This window comes from Roseibium album (genome assembly GCF_965233825.1).
Taxonomy (GTDB): Bacteria; Pseudomonadota; Alphaproteobacteria; order Rhizobiales; family Stappiaceae; genus Roseibium; species Roseibium album.
This window is the reverse complement of record NZ_OZ247583.1, coordinates 1,723,526-1,737,266: the sequence shown is the minus strand read 5'-3', so window position 1 is coordinate 1,737,266 and position 13,741 is coordinate 1,723,526. Positions and strand designations below refer to the sequence as shown.

At 57.3% G+C, this 13,741-nt stretch carries 13 protein-coding genes; 10 read left to right on the top strand and 3 right to left on the bottom strand.

Features of this window, described 5'->3' with window-relative positions:
• The first annotated feature begins 105 nt into the window (after positions 1–105).
• The 8 genes from ACO6TI_RS08095 to gyrB all read left to right on the top strand — a co-directional run bounded on the left by ACO6TI_RS08095 (position 106) and on the right by gyrB (position 9,099).
• Positions 106–879, top strand: a complete 774-nt coding sequence (locus ACO6TI_RS08095; RefSeq protein ID WP_104701821.1) for an enoyl-CoA hydratase — start codon at positions 106–108, stop codon at positions 877–879.
• A 175-nt stretch (positions 880–1,054) separates the two neighbouring features.
• Positions 1,055–1,321 (top strand): 30S ribosomal protein S20, encoded by a 267-nt coding sequence (rpsT, locus tag ACO6TI_RS08090; RefSeq protein ID WP_055119098.1) that lies wholly within the window; start codon positions 1,055–1,057, stop codon positions 1,319–1,321.
• An 83-nt stretch (positions 1,322–1,404) separates the two neighbouring features.
• Positions 1,405–1,737, top strand: coding sequence for a hypothetical protein (locus ACO6TI_RS08085; RefSeq protein ID WP_422384727.1), 333 nt, complete (start codon positions 1,405–1,407; stop codon positions 1,735–1,737).
• Between the two features lie 230 nt (positions 1,738–1,967).
• Positions 1,968–2,408 (top strand): rhodanese-like domain-containing protein, encoded by a 441-nt coding sequence (locus ACO6TI_RS08080; RefSeq protein ID WP_055119093.1) that lies wholly within the window; start codon positions 1,968–1,970, stop codon positions 2,406–2,408.
• A 155-nt stretch (positions 2,409–2,563) separates the two neighbouring features.
• Complete coding sequence (gene dnaA, locus ACO6TI_RS08075; RefSeq protein ID WP_281928012.1) at positions 2,564–4,039, top strand: chromosomal replication initiator protein DnaA; 1,476 nt, start codon at positions 2,564–2,566, stop codon at positions 4,037–4,039.
• A 168-nt stretch (positions 4,040–4,207) separates the two neighbouring features.
• Positions 4,208–5,326, top strand: a complete 1,119-nt coding sequence (gene dnaN, locus ACO6TI_RS08070; RefSeq protein WP_422384726.1) for a DNA polymerase III subunit beta — start codon at positions 4,208–4,210, stop codon at positions 5,324–5,326.
• Positions 5,327–5,364: 38 nt separating this feature from the next.
• The gene (gene recF, locus ACO6TI_RS08065) at positions 5,365–6,513 is read left to right on the top strand and encodes a DNA replication/repair protein RecF (protein WP_197000086.1); all 1,149 of its coding nucleotides are present in this window, start codon (positions 5,365–5,367) and stop codon (positions 6,511–6,513) included.
• Positions 6,514–6,645: 132 nt separating this feature from the next.
• A complete protein-coding gene (gene gyrB / locus ACO6TI_RS08060; protein WP_104701354.1) occupies positions 6,646–9,099 on the top strand; it encodes a DNA topoisomerase (ATP-hydrolyzing) subunit B in 2,454 nt (817 codons plus the stop codon).
• Positions 9,100–9,254: 155 nt separating this feature from the next.
• Here gyrB and ACO6TI_RS08055 read toward each other — a convergent pair whose 3' ends face one another.
• Positions 9,255–9,638 carry a MarR family winged helix-turn-helix transcriptional regulator gene (locus tag ACO6TI_RS08055; RefSeq protein WP_422384725.1) on the bottom strand — a complete coding sequence of 128 codons (384 nt, stop codon included), beginning with the start codon at positions 9,636–9,638 and terminating at the stop codon, positions 9,255–9,257.
• Positions 9,639–9,836: 198 nt separating this feature from the next.
• On the opposite strand from ACO6TI_RS08055, the gene ACO6TI_RS08050 reads away from it, so the two are divergent.
• Both ACO6TI_RS08050 and ACO6TI_RS08045 read left to right on the top strand, forming a co-directional pair.
• The gene (locus ACO6TI_RS08050; protein ID WP_196915789.1) at positions 9,837–10,382 is read left to right on the top strand and encodes a ricin-type beta-trefoil lectin domain protein; all 546 of its coding nucleotides are present in this window, start codon (positions 9,837–9,839) and stop codon (positions 10,380–10,382) included.
• A gap of 9 nt (positions 10,383–10,391) precedes the next feature.
• A complete protein-coding gene (locus ACO6TI_RS08045; protein ID WP_422384724.1) occupies positions 10,392–10,556 on the top strand; it encodes a hypothetical protein in 165 nt (54 codons plus the stop codon).
• A 237-nt stretch (positions 10,557–10,793) separates the two neighbouring features.
• Here the strand turns inward: ACO6TI_RS08045 and ACO6TI_RS08040 are convergent, their stop codons facing one another.
• Positions 10,794–13,043: a SulP family inorganic anion transporter gene (locus tag ACO6TI_RS08040; protein WP_422384723.1), complete on the bottom strand. Its 2,250-nt coding sequence runs from the start codon at positions 13,041–13,043 to the stop codon at positions 10,794–10,796.
• A gap of 50 nt (positions 13,044–13,093) precedes the next feature.
• On the bottom strand, positions 13,094–13,714 hold the full coding sequence (locus tag ACO6TI_RS08035; RefSeq protein ID WP_055391853.1) for a VPLPA-CTERM sorting domain-containing protein: 621 nt from the start codon (positions 13,712–13,714) through the stop codon (positions 13,094–13,096).
• Between the last annotated feature and the right edge of the window lie 27 nt (positions 13,715–13,741).

Sequence of the window (13,741 nt, the reverse complement as noted above, 5' to 3'; positions counted from 1 at the left end):
ACCGAACGCCGGCCACCTCCTTTTTGCCAACCTTGCCAGACGTGCCCCCGGTCGGCTAGGCATGTCGCGTCTATTTGATATGTGCTGGCACTGGGAGCAGGCGAAATGGGATACAAGAACATCCGTGTTGAAAAACGCGGCAAAGTCGGTCTGATCACGCTCGACCGGCCTGAGGCGCTGAATGCGCTGAATTCGGAGTTGATCGCGGAACTTGGAACTGCATTGGACGGGTACGACACCGATGAGAGAATCGGTTGCGTGGTGGTCACCGGTTCGGAGAAAGCCTTTGCCGCGGGTGCGGATATCAAGGAAATGCTGCCGCATGACTTCTCATCCGCCTATCAGACCGATCTGATCACCCCGTTCGACCGGGTATCCAGAAACCGCAAGCCGATCATTGCCGCCGTTGCCGGCTATGCACTCGGGGGCGGATGTGAACTGGCAATGCTGTGCGATTTCATCATTGCCGCAGACACGGCCAAATTCGGCCAACCGGAAATCACGCTCGGCGTGATACCTGGCGCCGGCGGCACACAAAGGCTCACGCGGTTTGTCGGCAAGTCGAAAGCCATGGAGATGGTCCTGACAGGCCGCATGATGGATGCCGAAGAAGCCGAACGCAGCGGCCTTGTCAGCCGGATTGTCCCGGCAGACGATCTGCTTGAGGAAACGCTGAAAGCGGCGGAGAAAATCGCGGAGTTCTCGTTGCCGGTCGTCATGATGGCAAAAGAGAGCGTAGACCGGGCCTACGAAACAACCCTTTCCGAGGGTGTCCGGTTCGAACGACGCGTTTTCCAGGCGATGTTTGCACTGGAAGATCAGAAAGAGGGTATGACCGCCTTTTCCGAGAAGCGTACCCCCCAGTTCCGCAACAAATAAACTTATCGGTATCAACGATAAGCCGTTGACGGCGGGCCCAAGCGCGATTATAAGCAGCGCCCAATCGGTGGCGGACTTCTGCCGCCGTTGTTATTTGATCGGGTCTTACCGCCTTCGCGCCTTTGTCCCGATTGTCACCGGACACTAGTCCCATTTACCGATCAGGATTGAGCCCATGGCCAACACACCATCGGCCAAGAAGGCGGCCCGCAAGATTGCCCGCCGGACGGCCACGAACAAATCTCGCCGGAGCCGCATGCGCACCTACCTGCGTCAGGTTGAAGAAGCAATTGCTTCCGGTGACCAGACTGCCGCCAATGAGGCCTTCAAGTCAGCGCAGCCGGAAATCATGCGCGCAGCTTCCAAAGGCGTTCTGCATGCCAACACAGCATCGCGGAAGGTTTCCCGCCTGAATGCTCGCATCAAGGCACTTGGCGCATAGTTTTCGCGTCAGATAAGTGTTATAAAAGCCCGGCAGTACTGCCGGGTTTTTTTTTAGCCATGCAATTTTGTGGATGACGAGATTTGACAACCGGCGCAGGCAATATCGTCAATTTTACCGCCCTCGATGCTGTCACGGAAAATGTAATAATTTCAAAGTTTTACGCACATGTAGGTGTTCCAAAAGGCAATCGAACCGGATTCGATACGAGTCAAGCTATTCCTTCTGAAAATTTTTTTGAAAATGTTGTTTTCGAGTTGCGACGGCGCACCAAAATGCAAAAAGTCATTGCCGCAGAAAGCGTTTGCTCGATCGCCCACAATGCGCAAAAAACTCTCACCTGCGGCCAAAAACCTGACATATCCGGAAATCGTCAGGAGACGCTGTTGCCCCCGTCATCTTCGTCTGTATATTAAGGATGCGGCTGGCGACGAAGACCAGCAAACGACTTGAAAATGGTGCTTGGATCAAAAATGAATAAGTCTAAAAGATGTATAGCTGAGCACGTAGCACCAAGACCTTGGACTGGATACATGAATGTATTCGATCGCCAGGGCAGTTAGCTCCAATCTGGACTAATTCTCTTTCCCGGAATTCTTGATTTTACTTTTACTCGATAGCCCACGGCTATTGAAGGGGGCAGATTGTGCGAAGTGAGGGTGGCTACGCTGGGAATGTGACATCGCAGGAAGCTTTCACCGAGCTTTCCGGCGACGAGACTTCGGTGCTTGTTGACGTGCGCACCCAGGCAGAATGGGCATTTGTCGGACTGCCGGACCTGCGACCGATTGGCAAGGAACCGATGTTGGTGGAATGGCAGAGTTTTCCGCCTTCCGGTCCGAATCCGGAGTTTGGCGCGGCGGTTTCAGACCTTTTGGCAAAAAAAGGACTTGACCGGAGCGCGCCAATCTATTTTCTGTGCCGCTCCGGCGCGCGGAGCCAGGCAGCAGCCATTGCCCTGACGCAAGCCGGCTATACAAATTGCTTCAATATCTCTGATGGTTTCGAAGGGCCGCTCGATGCAGACGGTCACCGCGGAACCCGGTCCGGATGGAAAGCTGCCGGACTGCCCTGGACTCAAAGTTAGTTACCCTGCAGCTAGACAGGGGCGAGGTGGCGGAACTATTTCGGCTGCCAGCACTATAACCGTCCCAAATGGGACAAAATAATGCTGCACAAGCAGCGAGGCGTCGAAGAACGGCTGTGGCGGACCGTTCTTCATGATTACAGGAGGCAAATGACATGCAGGTTCAGGAGGCAGGCGGCTCCGAACAGTGGAAGCGCGTAAAGAAGCAGCTTCGCGCAGAATTGGGCGATGATGTGTTTACCAGTTGGTTTGCGCGCGTAGACCTCGAGGAACATCAGGACGGCACTGTGCGCCTGTCCGTTCCAACACGATTTCTCAAACAGTGGATCCAGAACAACTACAACGACCAGCTTATGGGACTGTGGCAGCGCGAATGCGACAATGTTCATCGCATCGAACTGACCGTGCGCGGTGCCATTCGCCCCCGTCAGACCCCGGTTGCACAGCCGAGCCTGGCCACACCGGCAGGAATGAAACCGGCGACGGCAGACGCACGTGTCGATGTGCTCTCGGATGCATCCCAGGTTACCCGGGCACAGGCAGCCACCGCAGCACTCGGTCGCGGCGACACGGGCGCCGACAGCGCGCGTGACGTGCTGCAAGGGGCAGCGCTGGATCCCAAATACACGTTCGATACATTTGTCGAAGGCGAATCCAACAATCTGGCACTGGCTGCGGCCCGTCAGGTTGCTGCTGGAGGCTCCGTCACTTTCAATCCGCTTTACCTGCATGCTTCCGTCGGTCTCGGAAAAACCCATCTCATGCAGGCCGTCGCGGCAAAGGCACGCGCCAACGGACACAAGGTGCTTTACCTGACCGCCGAGCATTTCATGTACAAGTTTGTCGCAGCGCTGAAATCCCAGTCTGCACTGGCTTTCAAGGACACGTTGCGCACAATTGATCTCCTCCTGATTGATGACATGCAGTTTCTGCACGGCAAGCAAGTCCAGCAGGAATTCTGTCACACCCTGAACGCACTTATCGACGGTGCGCGTCAGGTCATCGTTGCCGCCGACCGCGCGCCTTCCGAACTCGATACGCTTGATGACCGCGTCCGCTCCCGGCTTTCGGGCGGGCTTGTCGTCGGTATTCAGGAACCTGACTTCGCTCTGCGCCGGAATATTCTCACGTCGCGCGTCGAAACGGCGCAAAGGTCGTATCCGCAATTCGATGTGCCCGAAGGTGTTCTGGACTACGTGGCGCGTCACGTCGCTTCATCCGGACGCGATCTTGAAGGTGCCCTCAACCGCCTGATCGCTCATAATCAACTGACCAATCAGCCGATCACACAGGAAATGGCGGAATTGACCCTGCGCGATCTGGTTCGCTCCAGCGAACCACGCCGCGTCAAGATCGAAGATATCCAGCGCGTTGTTTCAAAGCACTACAACGTTACAAAGGCTGATCTTCTCTCTGCCCGCCGCACCCGCACTATCGTGCGTCCACGCCAGATCGCCATGTACCTTGCCAAGGTCATGACACCACGCTCGCTTCCGGAAATCGGGCGCCGTTTCGGCAACCGGGACCACACAACTGTTCTTCATGCAGTGCGCAAAATCGAGGAAATGGCGCGGGGTGATTATGCTCTTGCGCAGGAGCTTGAGCTGCTGAAGCGGATGCTGGATGCATAAGGGCTAATTTAGGCTATTTTCGATCAAATTTGGGGGCGTTCCGGGCGGGCGCCCCCTTGCTTTTGGCAGCGGTTAAGGGCAGTGTCTTCCCCCCGCTCCCTAAGGAGCCTGAATGTCCAGTTTGGTCAGGCATCTCTGCCTGACTCTTCACGAGTATGGAAGAAGCGTATGAAAGCGACCCTCGAGCGGACCGATCTCCTCAAGTCCTTGACCCATGTTCATCGTGTGGTCGAGCGCCGGAATACAATTCCCATCCTGTCCAACGTGTTGTTGCGCGCCGATGGCGGCGCGATCAACCTCAAGGCCACGGATCTGGACCTCGAAATCGTTGAATCGGTGCCCGCCATGATCGAACTGCCGGGTGCGACAACCGTCCCGGCGCACATGTTCTACGATATCGTTCGGAAGCTGCCGGAAGGCTCGCAGGTCGTCCTGGAAACCACCAGCGACAATGCCACGCTGGAGATCCGGGCCGGGCGCTCCAGATTCACACTGCAGATGTTGCCGGAGACCGATTTTCCGGACCTCACCGCCGGCGATTTCAGTCATGGTTTTGCGCTTACCGGAGCCGATACCCGCAAGCTTATCGATACCACCCAATTCGCGATATCCACGGAAGAAACGCGCTACTATCTGAACGGCATCTACCTCCACACGGTTGATGCGGCCAGCGGCCAGCACTTCCGCGCCGTTGCGACTGACGGTCACCGTCTGGCGCAGGCAGAAGTTCCTGCTCCCCAGGGCGCGTCGGGAATGCCGGGCATCATCGTGCCGCGCAAAACCGTTGGCGAGATCCAGAAACTTCTGGAAGACCCGGAAGCCAATGTCCAGATCGAACTCTCCGAGACCAAGATCAGACTGACCACGGGATCCGTTGTCCTGACCTCGAAACTGATAGACGGCACGTTCCCCGATTACGGCCGGGTCATTCCACAAGGCAACGACAAGGAAATGCGCGTTGACCGCGACGAGTTCAAGGAAGCCGTCGATCGAGTATCGACGATTTCGTCGGAACGCGGGCGAGCAGTCAAACTGTCGCTGAGCGAAGGCCGCATGGTTCTGACCGTGAACAACCCGGATTCGGGAAGTGCAACAGAGGAAGTGGCCGTCGAGTTCGATGCCGAACCGCTCGAAATCGGTTTCAATTCCCGATACCTGCTCGACATAGCCAACCAGCTCAGCAGCGACACCGCGCTGTTCCGGCTGGCGGATTCCGGTTCACCGACACTTATTCAGGACAACACGGTCGAAGATTGCCTGTTCGTTCTCATGCCGATGCGCGTCTGATTTCCGCAGAGGCTGCCAGATAAAGCGGAAGTGGGTAGATGAGTGAATTCCGGACGGCGAGGCTGACCCGGCTGTCTCTGACCGACTTTCGCAACCATGCAACTCTTTCGTTTCCCGTATCCGGGAAGATGGCAGCCTTTGTTGGTGCCAATGGGGTTGGCAAGACCAACATTCTTGAGGCAGTTTCCTTCCTGACGGCCGGCAGAGGCCTGCGTCGTGCCGCCCTGGCCGACGTTGCCCGCGCGACCGGCGACGGGGGCTGGAGCGTCGCAGCCACGGTTGAGCTCGACGGGCTGGAGACCAGAATCGGGACAGGGATCAGTGCCGGGTCACCGGGCCGCAAGGTGCGGATCGACGGTGAAGACGTGCGCGGGTCGGAAACCCTGCTGGACTATATGCGCGTCCTCTGGCTCGTTCCAGCCATGGATGGCCTGTTCACCGGTTCCGGATCGGCCCGCCGCCGGTTTCTCGACCGCCTGACGCTCGCCATTGATCCGACACACGGCCGCAGGGTCGGCGATTTCGAAAATGCCCTGCGGCAGCGAAACCGGCTGCTGGATCAGGGCGGCACAGACGCCTATCTGAGTGCTCTTGAACAACAGGTGGCCGAACTCGGTACAGCCGTCTCGATCGCACGGCAGGAAACGGTCGGCCTGCTTGAGCAAATGATCCGCGAGGGGACAGACCAGGCCCTGCCCTTTCCGCGGGCGACTCTGGTGCTGGAAGGTGCATTCGAGGCTGAAACAATCGGTCTGAGCGCTGCAGACCGCGAGGAACACTATCGGCATGCCCTGGTCGACGGTCGTGCCCGTGATCGCGCCGCAGGGCGGACCCTCAACGGTCCGCACCTGAGTGATCTGAAAGTCCGTCACGCTGCCAAGGACATGCCGGCGGCCCATTCCTCGACCGGTGAACAGAAAGCCCTTCTGATCGGGCTCATTCTCGCCCACGCGGAATTGACGGCAAAAGTCAGTGGCATGACACCGGTTCTGCTGCTCGACGAAGTTGCCGCGCACCTTGATCCTTCCCGCCGCGCTGCCTTGTTTTCCAGATTGGCTTCGCTCGGCGGTCAGGTGTTTATGACCGGGACGGACGAGGCCCTTTTCGAAGCATTGCCGCGCGATGCCGAGATCTTCGAGATTGACGCGGGCGAAGGTCATCTGATCCGACCGGGCCAAACCTCATAAATCCGCCTGAATCTTATGGTTTTCCACCAGAATCGCTTCGCTGGCTTGCCTACAGCCTGCGCGTGGTTGAACACCCCGGGGAACGCCGTATAACGGGGTGAGAAAAGATAAACCGATTGGTGATTGATTCGCATGAGCGACACGTCCACGTCAGAGCCTGTTCCGACCCCTGAATCCGACAATGGTACCGAATATGGAGCAGACTCCATCAAGGTACTCAAAGGGCTGGATGCCGTGCGCAAGCGGCCGGGAATGTATATCGGCGATACCGACGACGGATCGGGATTGCACCACATGGTGTACGAGGTGGTCGACAACGCGATCGATGAAGCGCTCGCAGGTCACGCCGACCATGTGACCGTTACACTCAATCCGGACGGTTCCGTCACCGTTTCCGACAATGGCCGCGGCATCCCGACGGATGTTCACTCGGAAGAGGGCGTATCGGCAGCGGAGGTCATCATGACCCAGTTGCATGCCGGCGGAAAATTCGACCAGAACTCCTACAAGGTCTCCGGCGGTCTGCACGGTGTGGGCGTTTCTGTGGTCAACGCACTCTCCACAAAGCTGGAATTGCGCATCTGGCGCAACGACCAGGAACACACCATGACTTTCGCCCATGGCGAGGCACAGGATCCGCTGAAAGTCGTCGGGCCTGCGAACGGGCAAAAGGGAACCGAAGTCACGTTCCTGCCGTCCACCGAGACCTTCAGCAAAACCGAATTCGACTTCAACACGCTGGAGCACAGGCTGCGCGAACTTGCGTTTCTCAATTCCGGTGTCCGCATCATCCTGACGGACAAGCGCGGCGTTGAGGACGTGGTCGAGGAACTGCTCTACGAAGGTGGTCTTGAAGCCTTCGTGCGCTACCTTGATCGCGCCAAGCACCCGTTGATCGAAGAACCGATCAACATGAAGGCCGAAAAAGACGGCATCACCGTCGAGACGGCTATGTGGTGGAATGACAGCTATCACGAGCAGGTGCTGTGTTTCACCAACAACATTCCCCAACGCGACGGCGGCACACACCTTGCCGGTTTCCGCGCTGCGCTGACACGCCAGGTCACGGGCTACGCGGAATCAACCGGCCTGATGAAAAAGGAAAAGGTTTCGCTTTCCGGCGATGACTGCCGTGAAGGACTGACCTGCGTCCTGTCCGTGAAGGTTCCCGACCCGAAATTCTCATCGCAGACCAAGGACAAGCTGGTTTCCTCCGAGGTCCGGCCCGTTGTCGAAAATCTGATTTCCCAAATCCTCAGCGAGTGGCTGGAAGAAAACCCCGCGCCGGCCAGGGCGATCGTTTCAAAGGTGGTCGAAGCCGCTTCCGCCCGTGAAGCCGCACGCAAGGCACGTGAACTGACGCGCCGCAAGGGTGCGCTTGACGTCGCGTCCCTGCCCGGCAAGCTCGCCGACTGTCAGGAACGCGATGCATCCAAGGCCGAACTCTTCCTGGTGGAGGGCGATTCGGCGGGTGGTTCGGCCAAGCAGGGCCGGCACAGGAAAAACCAGGCTGTCCTGCCACTGCGCGGCAAGATTCTCAACGTCGAGCGCGCCCGTTTTGACAAGATGCTGTCGTCCAACGAGATCGGGACCCTGATCACGGCTCTGGGGACCGGTATCGGCAAAGAAGAATTCAATATCGAGAAGCTGCGCTACCACAAGATCATCATCATGACCGATGCTGACGTCGACGGCGCTCACATCCGCACCCTTCTCCTGACCTTCTTCTTCCGGCAGATGCCCGAACTGATTGAAAACGGATATGTCTATATCGCTCAGCCGCCACTCTACAAGGTGAAGCGCGGCCAGTCGGAACAGTACCTCAAGGACCAGCTGGCGCTTGAGGACTATCTGATCGCACAGGGCCTTGACGATACCTCCCTGACGCTCGCCGATGGCGAGGTCCGGACAGGACAGGATCTGCGGTCCGTTGTGGAAACAGCCCGAAAGATCGCGGAAATATTCGACGGACTGCATTCGCGGTATAACCGTGACGTTGTTGAACAGGCGGCAATCGCCGGTGCCCTGAACGCCGAGATCCTTGAAGACCGTTCCAAGGCGGAGGAAGCAGCGGCCTATATCGCGCGGCGCATGGACATTTTGGCCGATGAATTCGAACGGGGCTGGGTGGGCGAAGCCAGGGACGACGGCAGCCTCGTGTTCCGGCGCACGGTTCGCGGCGTGGAAGAAGCCGCAACCATTGACGCGGCACTGCTGGATTCCGCAGATGCCCGCCGGCTCGCGACCCATGCGGACCACTTGAGCGAAATCTACGGCAAGGCTGCTGTGCTTCGACGCAAAGATGTTCCAACCGAGATCCGTGGCCCGAGAGCCCTGCTGGATCAGGTTTATTCCTTTGGCCAGAAAGGCATCTCGCTGCAGCGTTACAAGGGCCTTGGCGAGATGAACCCTGAGCAACTCTGGGAAACTACGCTTGATCCCAATGTCCGGTCGCTGTTGCAGGTCAAGGTGAAGGAAGCAGACGATGCCGACGACATCTTCACAAAGCTGATGGGCGACGAGGTCGAGCCGCGCCGCGAGTTCATTCAGGACAACGCGCTCACGGTAGCCAATCTTGACGTCTGATCCGTTGCAGGGGAGCGCATAACGTTTCGCCGCGCGCATAAGATTTTGCGAGGTAGTTATCGCGGATCGATGAAGCGTTATCTGATTTCGATGTAATCGGAACCAAGTGTATCCGGCAATCGCCATCAAATGATTCCAGCTAAGCTTGAGCCGCTCTAGGCCCCGCGTTGCTCTTTTTCCGGCTGCGTGCCACCCAAGGTATTCCGGAGCTTCGTGGAAAGGGCAGTGAGTGTCTCGGCCTGATTGTCACCAAGTGCCAAGTTGATCAGGGCAGCCGCCTCCTGCCAGACGATCAATACTTTTTCCAACACTGCCCGGCCGTCCGGCGTCAGGTCGAGAATATCGCTGCGGCGGTTTACAGGATTTGTGCTTTGCGTGATGAAGCCCAGCGCCACCAACCGTTCTGTCATGGAACTCATACTGCCCGCCGAAACATCGAACTGTTTTGCCAGATGCCTCTGTGAGGTCGGTCCGATCTTGGACAAGGCATCCAGGATAAGAGCCTGTCGGTGACGGATCCCGGTTGGTCTCAGCAGCATTTCAACCCGCTTTTCCAACAAGGTGGCTGAATGCAAAACAGGGTGTAGGTCTACTGCTATTCGTTTCATGGCCTGACTGCGTTGCAAAAAAGTGGTCACGACACTTAACAGTCATAATGTTCTGATGTAAATAGTTTGGATCAGAACAAATATTGGCATGCAACTCCCACCTTCACTGATTTCCCAAGGAGTAACACCATGAAACCGCTTATCGGGATCGCGCTAGCAACCCTCGGTTTGGGAGCACTCGCCTTACCGGCTCAAGCAGCAGGAAACCTTGTTGAAGTTCAACTGACTGACAGGCTGGACGACGCGCGCGGCTACTGTCTGGACATAGCTGGTGGACAGGGCAAAAATGCGCCGCTTGACAGGGGACTACAGGCACACACCTGCTACAACTACACGGGCGGCATCCTTGAAGATCAGGGCTTTGACGCGGATCTCATCGGCAAGGGAGAGTTCCGAATTCCCTATTTTGATGTCTGTATGACAGTTCCATCCGTTGAAGCAGGAGCGCCAATTGTGCTTGGCTCATGTACCGGGACAGACACACAGAAATTCACCCTGAAAGACAATGGACATCTGGTCACCCAGGCCGACCCGAAGCTGTGCGTAACGGTCAACAGTACGGAAAAACGGGAAGGACGCGGTGGCTCTCCCATCCATGTGATGCGCCCTTTGTCCCTCCAGCCCTGTGACGACGCCAACTTGACCTATCAAACCTGGTCTCTGTTCCAATTGTAGGAGCGTTCGATGAAAACCAGTCTGTCCAGAATTGCTTCATATGATGCCATTTCGCGGTACAGTCACTGGATCATCGCCGATGCGATGATCGGGATGAAACCTTCCGGTCATGTGTCGATCTTTCGCTCACTTGAAAGTTCTGCGCATTGCCACGACCGCATATTTCCGAGCTGATTTTGCGAATATGGTTTTGGTCGAAGTCTATCCGGACAGATGAACCTTAGGACGGTGCCGCCGAGCGCGTGAAATTTGCGAAGCGGCGGGCCGGCATCAATCTGCATTCACAAATTACAACACCTTAGGCGGTAACCAACACTCTGTCCGAGTTCTTGCGACATGAGTCTCACTTCGCCTTGAAACGGGTTTTCGATTTCGAAATCGATCCGTAAAATCCGTCTGCTGCCAGTGCCATCAATCGATCAGGGATCGGACAAGTGCGTTCGACTGATCGAGACGTTCGGCGATCGTGCGAATGAAGTGGCTGTTGAGTGCGTGGGCCAGTTCCGGCTGCGAGCGGGCAATCTGAAATAAATCGTTGTGACTGAGCCGCCAGAGAACCGCCTCGGTTTCTGCTATTGCAGAAGCGGTTCGGGCGCGCTGCAAGAAGAATGACATCTCACCAACAGTCGTGCCTGGACCCAGCGTGCGCAAGTGCACTGGCTGTTCATTCCGGGTCTCGAGCTGAACTCTGACAAAACCACTTTCGATAAAATAGATATCTGTCCCCCCTTCGCCCTGGTTGATAATGCGGTTTTGCGTCTTGTACGTGATTTTTTCCAGGTATGGCCGCATGGCTCCGAACGCGTGCGGATCGTCCAGATCGTGCGCGAGTCGATCAGCAAAGCGCTGGGTGTGCTGCGTGCAGGGACGGTTCTTCCATTCATGCAGCAGACAGTCTTCGCACCATGCAACGGCTTGGTCTGTCTTATCGAAATGCAAAACGGCTGAAGCATGCATGCCTCCCAAATTCAGCCTGTTCAGCCTTTGGGACAGGGCCGGTTTGAGCCCACCGACGATCAGCCTTCCGTCTTTTTCCCGAACCATCCCGCAAATCCTGGTCAAGCTCTGAATGGCGGAGGAGTCAAAGCCCGTAACATCCCGGCAATCCAGAACCAGGAACCGAACGTCCGAAGTCTCGAAACACCGTCGCGCACGATGATACACCTGCTGCCCACTTCCAAAAAAGATGAACCCCTGAAGCCTCAACACTTGTATTTTCGAGCCATTTTTCCGCAGATAGGCCTGGTCATCGGGATGATGCTCCACGCGACTTTGACAGGTTTCGCCGCTGATGGCGTATTTCACAACCTCAACGCGTGCATATTCCAGCACGAAGAGCGCTGCCGCGGCGAACACGCCCACCAACACACCCTCCAAAAGCCCGACATTGATAATCAGCGCGACGATAAGCAAGACGATGAGGTACTCGCGGCGCGATATTTTGGCGTAGATGCCGATCAGCCATTGATAGAGCAAGCCGCCACCGATCCAGAGCAGAAGGCCGCCAAAGAGCGGGATTGGAATGAAGCTGAGCAGCGTCGCCCCGTAAAGCAGAATGGCTATACAAACGGCCGCCACCAGCAGACCCGTGATGCGATAGGACGCGCCGAGATGATGTGCCAATATCGTCAGGCCCAACCCCTGAAAGCCTGCGGCCCCTCCCCCCGCACCAGCGAGCACATTCGCAAGGCCAGCGGCGCGCAACTCGCGGTCCAGATCAACGTCGCGCCGCACAGACAATTCGATGCCGCTGGATGCAAAGAGCAGCGCCGCGCCGCTGATCGCCAGCAGGGCGCTGATTTTCGGAAGCTCCGACCAGATCGCCGTCCAATCGGCCTGCGCCAGCGGGTTGCCGTGAAATGGCAGGGTGATGCTGCCGCCCTGCGCAGGTGCAAAGAACCAGCCTTGGCCTTGCAGTTCGGCCATTGGCAGGCCGAGCATCCAGACCGCCACGTGGAACACCACCAGGAAGGCTGCAATGGCTAGCGGCAGGACCATCGGGCTTCCGCTGCGCCGCGCGGCAAGATCCACGACAAGCGCGAAGGCGACAGCGGGGAGCCATTTGATCAGGTTTGCGGTCTCAAACAGCGTGGGCAGGGTCTGTGCCGAGAGAGGGGTGCCAAGGATGACCGCCATGGCTCCGGAGACGATCAGCCAGCCCATACCAGCCAGAAACCCGGCCAGCACCGGATAGGGAATGAAGCGGATCAGCCTGCCCAGGCGAAACACTCCCATCGCAAGGAGCGCTGCGCCGGTGACGGTTGTTGCCAGTCCGATCATTACGATGATGGTGGCCAGGATTTCGGCTTCGCTGTGTGCCGCGAACATGGTGCCGTGGATTGAAGCCGCGATGACAGCCAGCGTGACGACCGTCACCTCTTGCGTCACCGACAGCATTCCCGGGCACGAACTGAAGAGTGCGATTACCACGCTCAGCACGATGGTGCCAAGAAGGCAAATGCCGATGGCCAGCGTGATGTGCGCGCTCAGCACCGAAGCAAACAGCAGCGCCGCCGCAGAGATGGCAAACATCGCGGTGAGCACACCGCAGATCAGCCCGGCGGAGAGGATGGCCAGCAGGTCGGTCAGCCAGTGTGCGCCAGCGACTGAGGGGCTGCTGGTCTCCTCTGCGAAAGCCTCCGCGTGGGCGTGATCGTCCATGGGGCGCGATACGGCATCAAAAATGCCGTCCTTTGGATTTCAGTAAGGTATCAGTGAGCGGTGTCTTTGTTACGCCGTGCTCGCAGCGCACCCAGCCCAGCGAGACCAGCAAGCAAGAGAAACCCGCCGGCAGGCAAAGGAACGGGGGTGAGTTGCGACGGGGTGAAACGGGCAAAGGTCCGAGTGTCATCATCGGAAAGATCAGCCCCTATTGGAACTAAGCTGAACGACAACAGGTCACTCGTTTCACGATTCACAAAGCTGCGTGCTACGATCCTCTCGATCCCGAATTCTGAAGTAAAATCATATGGAACTGTGATCGTTCCACGGCCAGATCCGGCAAACGTGTCGATGCCAACTGTCAGTGTGGGGTCGCTGTCAAAATCACCCAAGGGTCCATCTACGAAGACGGTGTCGCCAAGACTTATAGCTGCCGCTTCAGCCAGGTCCAATGTCGAAAATTCGAAATCAGACACACTATCGCAACCATTGAAAACGATCGCACAGGTGCCATCGACAAACTCCACATCGTAGAACGTGCCATTGACATCGACGTTTCTGGCGCCAAACAATTGGCCACCGACAACGTTCAACTGCACGGTGGCCGCAAGGCCCGATGTGGCTGTCAGTGCAACCAGAGCGGCGGCTATGGCAAGTGACCTGATGGTCATATCTATGTCTCCTTGCGAGTGGTCCTG

Bases quoted from the DNA above. Each gene is read 5' to 3' on its own strand.
- dnaN (WP_422384726.1), top strand. From the start codon at position 4,208: ATGAAAGCGACCCTCGAGCGGACCGATCTCCTCAAGTCCTTGACCCAT.
- ACO6TI_RS08035 (WP_055391853.1), bottom strand. From the start codon at position 13,714: ATGACCATCAGGTCACTTGCCATAGCCGCCGCTCTGGTTGCACTGACA.
- ACO6TI_RS08095 (WP_104701821.1), top strand. From the start codon at position 106: ATGGGATACAAGAACATCCGTGTTGAAAAACGCGGCAAAGTCGGTCTG.
- gyrB (WP_104701354.1), top strand. From the start codon at position 6,646: ATGAGCGACACGTCCACGTCAGAGCCTGTTCCGACCCCTGAATCCGAC.
- ACO6TI_RS08040 (WP_422384723.1), bottom strand. From the start codon at position 13,043: ATGGACGATCACGCCCACGCGGAGGCTTTCGCAGAGGAGACCAGCAGC.
- dnaA (WP_281928012.1), top strand. From the start codon at position 2,564: ATGCAGGTTCAGGAGGCAGGCGGCTCCGAACAGTGGAAGCGCGTAAAG.
- recF (WP_197000086.1), top strand. From the start codon at position 5,365: ATGAGTGAATTCCGGACGGCGAGGCTGACCCGGCTGTCTCTGACCGAC.
- ACO6TI_RS08050 (WP_196915789.1), top strand. From the start codon at position 9,837: ATGAAACCGCTTATCGGGATCGCGCTAGCAACCCTCGGTTTGGGAGCA.
- ACO6TI_RS08055 (WP_422384725.1), bottom strand. From the start codon at position 9,638: ATGCTGCTGAGACCAACCGGGATCCGTCACCGACAGGCTCTTATCCTG.
- rpsT (WP_055119098.1), top strand. From the start codon at position 1,055: ATGGCCAACACACCATCGGCCAAGAAGGCGGCCCGCAAGATTGCCCGC.
- ACO6TI_RS08045 (WP_422384724.1), top strand. From the start codon at position 10,392: ATGAAAACCAGTCTGTCCAGAATTGCTTCATATGATGCCATTTCGCGG.